Consider the following 4,404-nt stretch of genomic DNA (forward strand, 5'->3'; position numbering starts at 1 on the left):
CGATGCGCAGGGCCGCCGCTACCAGGCCGGCGTGTTCTGGGCCGGCGAGGCCTGCGCCATCGGCTTCCGCCGCGACGCGGGCCTTATCACCAACCTGTCGGAATTCGTGCCGCACCTGCTGACAGCTGTCGACCCGCTAGATTCTCTGCTGTAGCCACCGACCAGACAAAAGAAAAGGCCACCTATTCGGTGGCCTTTTTCATTGGCATTTATGCTTTTGGGAACGGCAGCTACGATACTTTCAGTTGGCAGATGACGGTTTCGCCGCCCTTCACTTTCTGGCCCAGCTCCACTTTTACCTCGGTATCCATTGGCACGAACACATCGACGCGCGAGCCGAACTTGATGAAGCCAAACTCCTCGCCCTGGGTTACTTCATCGCCCTCGTTCACGTACCACACAATGCGGCGGGCCATGGCCCCGGCAATCTGCCGGAAGAGCACCAGCGGGCCGGCATCCGACTCCACCACCACGGTGGTGCGCTCGTTTTGCGTGCTGCTTTTGGGGTGCCAGGCCACCAAATAGTTACCGGGGTGATACTTGAAATACTTCACGATGCCCGAGATGGGATTGCGCGTGACGTGCACGTTGATGGGCGACATGAAGATGCTGATTTGCTTGCGCTCATCCTCGAAATACTCGGGTTCGAATACGTTCTCGATGACCACCACCTTGCCATCGGCCGGCGCGATGAGCAGGTCTTCGTGGGTGAACATGTGCCGGAACGGGCTGCGGAAAAACTGCAGAATCAGCAGGAAGATGATGACCGTGGCGCCGGCAAACAGCCGGTTCACCAGCACCTGCCCCCGGTTGAACTGAAACATGAGCAGGTTGAGAGCCAGCAGAATCAGCAGCGTGACGAACAGGATGCGTCTTCCTTCTTTATGAATCTTCATAATCGCGAATTGAAACGGCGTACACAACGCGGCTTCGGGTAAACAATTGGTTTTAAACGGAGCGTAGCGGCTAATTGCTGACCGCGCACTGCCCCTAAGCTACCGCAAAGGTCAGCAACGAAAAGCAAAAAGGCACGGGCTGGCTGGCCCGTGCCTTTAAAACCATACGAACAAACCACCTCCGGCGGCCAAACAGCCGAGGTTGTGGCCGTTTTTTTCTAGAAGCCGCCGCGGTACTTGTAGGTCTGGGCTACTTTATCGATGGCTACCACGTAGGCGGCGATGCGCATCGGGATTTTATACTTCTGGCTGGTTTCGTACACCTTCTCGAAGGCGTCGGACATGATGCGGTCGGCGCGCTCGGTCACCATTTCCAGCGTCCACTTGAAGCCCTGCTTGTTCTGCACCCACTCGAAGTACGACACCGTGACGCCGCCCGAGTTGGCCAGAATGTCCGGCACCACCATGATGCCCTTCTCGTTGATGATGGGGTCGGCCGAGGCCGAAGTCGGGCCGTTGGCGCCTTCCACAATCAGCTTGGCTTTGATGTCGTGGGCGTTGTGCTCGGTGATGACGTCTTCCACGGCGGCGGGCACCAGTACGTCCACGTCCGAGGTCAGCAGGTCGTCGGGGTTCATCGGCGTGGCGCCGGCGAAGCCTTCGAGGCGGCCATTGTGGGCGTTTTTATACGCAATGGCTTCGTCGATGTTGATGCCATTCTCGTTCCAGTACGCGCCCGAAATGTCCGACACGGCCTTGATTTTCACACCCTGCTGGTGCAGCAGCACCGCGGCCCACGAGCCCACGTTGCCAAAGCCTTGCACGGCGGCCGACACTTCGTTCGGCTTCAGGTTCAGCTTCTTGAGGGCGGCCAGGGCCGACACCATTACGCCGCGGCCGGTGGCTTCGGTGCGGCCCAGCGAGCCGCCCATTACCAGGGGCTTGCCCGTTACCACGGCGGGCGAAGTCATGCCGTTGGTTTTCGAGAATTCGTCCATCAGCCACGCCATTTCGCGGGGGCCGGTGCCCATGTCGGGGGCCGGAATGTCGCGGTCGGGGCCGAAAATGTCTTTCAGGGCCAGCGTGTAGCCACGGGTGAGGCGCTCGATTTCGCCGGCGCTCATCGTGGTGGGGTCGCAGATGATGCCGCCCTTGGCGCCGCCGTAGGGGATGTCGACCACGGCGCACTTCCAGGTCATCCAGGCCGCGAGGGCCTTCACCTCGTCGAGGTGCACGTTTTTGTCGTAGCGGATGCCGCCTTTGCTCGGGCCCAGAATGGTGTTGTGAATCACGCGGTAGCCTTCGAACACCTGCACTTTGCCGTTGTCCATCGTCACCGGAATGTGCACGATAACCTGCTTATCGGCAGCTTTGAGTACGTTGTAGGTTTCGTCGTCGAGACCGAGAATTTCGGCGGCGATGTTGAAACGCGACATCATTGATTCGAGCGGGTTTTCGCGGTCGACTTTGGGGGCCGGTTCTTTATACACGGTGTGAGCTGCCATGAGGGAGTTTATGGGAGTGTGGGTGGGACTTTGGATACGGATTAGGGCCGCAAAGGTATTGCTTTTGGGTTGAAGGCGGACTCATCTGTCATTGCGAGCACAACGACAAACGCTCCCCCGCGCCACCCCTACCCCGCCAGCAGCTGTAGCAGCGCCAGCACCGGCAGCACCAGCAGGAAGGCGTCGAAGCGGTCGAGCAGGCCGCCGTGGCCGGGCATGATGCTGCCCGAGTCCTTCACCCCCACGCTGCGCTTGAGCATGGACTCGGCCAGGTCGCCGTGCGGGGCGAACACGGCCACCACGCCGGCCGCTACGAGGCGGTGCGCCAGCGGCATATCGGGCAGCATGAAGCCCACCGCCCAACCCACCACCAGCGTGAGCACGAAGCCGCCGGCCCAGCCCTCCCAGGTTTTGCCGGGCGAGATTTTGGGGGCCATTTTGTGCTTGCCAAAGGTTTTGCCGGCGGCGTACGCGCCAATATCGGAAGCCCAGATGAGGAAGAGCAGGGCGAAGATGCGGCGGTAGTCGTAAGCTGCTTTATCAAAGGCTAAAAAACTCAGAAGCCCCATCGGAATAGCTACATAGAAAAGGCCGGTTAAACCTACTCCGACATTTACAGTAGGTTGACCACTCCCTTTCCACTTGACAATTTCACGAAGGAAAGCAACTACAGTATATCCTAATAGGACTACAAGAATTAGAACTGCAAAAGTGAAGCTGACCTCTGATAGAGCCGCTTTGTACTCGGCAACCTGCGGTATGTGGGAGACAATCGCCAGATGCTGTTCAGGTGAATAATGGGTACTGAAGGAAACACCAGAGTCTGACAGTTCATCGATAATTGAATTATATTCTATGTTGGCGGCGCTCAGATGTAACAGGCAAAAAATTATTAATCCTGATGCGATTCCAATCCACGTAGCCGGCGCGTAGCCGCCCGCCCGCATCATGCGGTAGAACTCCCACAGCATCACGGCCTGCACAAAGGCGAAGAATAGCCCAAACGTCCAGGGGCTGAACCAGACGCTGCCCAGCAGCAGGGCGGCCCCGATGAGGCCGTAGGTGATGCGCAGGCGCAGGTTGCTGGGGCCGGCGGGCGCGGCGGCAGCTTCGGCAGTAGTGGAAGGTGTAGAATCGGCCAAAGTGGGCGGGATGTAGAGACGCGACACTTCGCGTCGCGTCGTTGAACAGAATCGTTGAATGCTACGGCGGCAGTACGGGCGTTGCGAACGGGTCGTTCAACGCCGAGACGCGAATACGCGTCTCTACACCGTTCTTTTCACCCCTTCGCTCCCGATGGTGAGCATGGTGGTGGGCGCGGCGGGGGCCGTCATGCTGCGGTGCAGCAGGTAGAGCAGGCCGGCCGTGAGCAGAGCCGAGGGCAGCACCAGCGTAAGGGGCAGCGCCTCAGTCGAGTCGGGGTCGAAGCCCCAGCCGAACTGGCCGCGCTGGGTGAGGTAGAGGATGAGCAATTGCAGGGCGTTCTGGGTGAAGTGGGCGGCCATGCTCACCAGAATGTTGCCGCTCCATAGGTACAAATACCCCAGCACCAGCCCGAGCACGAATCGCGGCACAAACCCAAAAAACTGGAAGTGAATGGCCGAGAAAATGGCCGCCCCCAGCCACACGCCTACGTGCGGCGAAAACCAGCGCACCAGGTTTTTCTGAATCACGCCGCGAAACACCAGCTCCTCGGCCACGGCCGGCACCAGCGCAATCACGACCACGCCCACGGCGAAGCGCGCGCCGGAATTGAAGCGGGTAAGAAACTTGGTGAGCACGGCGGCTCGGTCTTCGCTGGCGCGGGCCCACACCTCAAAATCGTGTAGCGCGGCCGGGAAGTGCGCGCCCGCGTTCCAGGCAATGAGCACCGACATGAGGGGCAGGATAACCACGATGAGCAGCGCCGCGGCCAGCAGCCACCAGGCCGCTCCCAGCCGACGCGGGCTGAAATACTCGGCCCAGCGGTAGCCCATGGCCGAGGCCAGCGCCAGCGCCCCGCC

5 protein-coding genes are annotated in these 4,404 nt (G+C 60.2%); 1 reads left to right on the plus strand and 4 read right to left on the minus strand.

What is annotated here, in order from left to right; all coding sequences use genetic code 11:
• The coding region (locus ACYVDE_RS15495; RefSeq protein WP_460502447.1) for a glutathionylspermidine synthase family protein at positions 1-154 on the plus strand (154 nt) is incomplete at its 5' end.
• 76 nt (positions 155-230) lie between these two features.
• Here the strand turns inward: ACYVDE_RS15495 and ACYVDE_RS15500 are convergent.
• From ACYVDE_RS15500 to ACYVDE_RS15515, 4 genes are all read right to left on the minus strand, one after another.
• Positions 231-896: a phosphatidylserine decarboxylase gene (locus ACYVDE_RS15500; RefSeq protein WP_460502443.1), complete on the minus strand. Its 666-nt coding sequence runs from the start codon at positions 894-896 to the stop codon at positions 231-233.
• Positions 897-1,114: 218 nt separating this feature from the next.
• Positions 1,115-2,401, minus strand: a complete 1,287-nt coding sequence (locus ACYVDE_RS15505; protein ID WP_460502444.1) for a Glu/Leu/Phe/Val family dehydrogenase — start codon at positions 2,399-2,401, stop codon at positions 1,115-1,117.
• Positions 2,402-2,529: 128 nt separating this feature from the next.
• The gene (locus ACYVDE_RS15510; RefSeq protein WP_460502445.1) at positions 2,530-3,570 is read right to left on the minus strand and encodes a phosphatidate cytidylyltransferase; all 1,041 of its coding nucleotides are present in this window, start codon (positions 3,568-3,570) and stop codon (positions 2,530-2,532) included.
• Positions 3,571-3,666: 96 nt separating this feature from the next.
• Positions 3,667-4,404: lysostaphin resistance A-like protein (locus tag ACYVDE_RS15515; RefSeq protein ID WP_460502446.1), on the minus strand; the 738-nt coding region annotated here is incomplete at its 5' end.

This window comes from Hymenobacter agri (assembly GCF_054778495.1).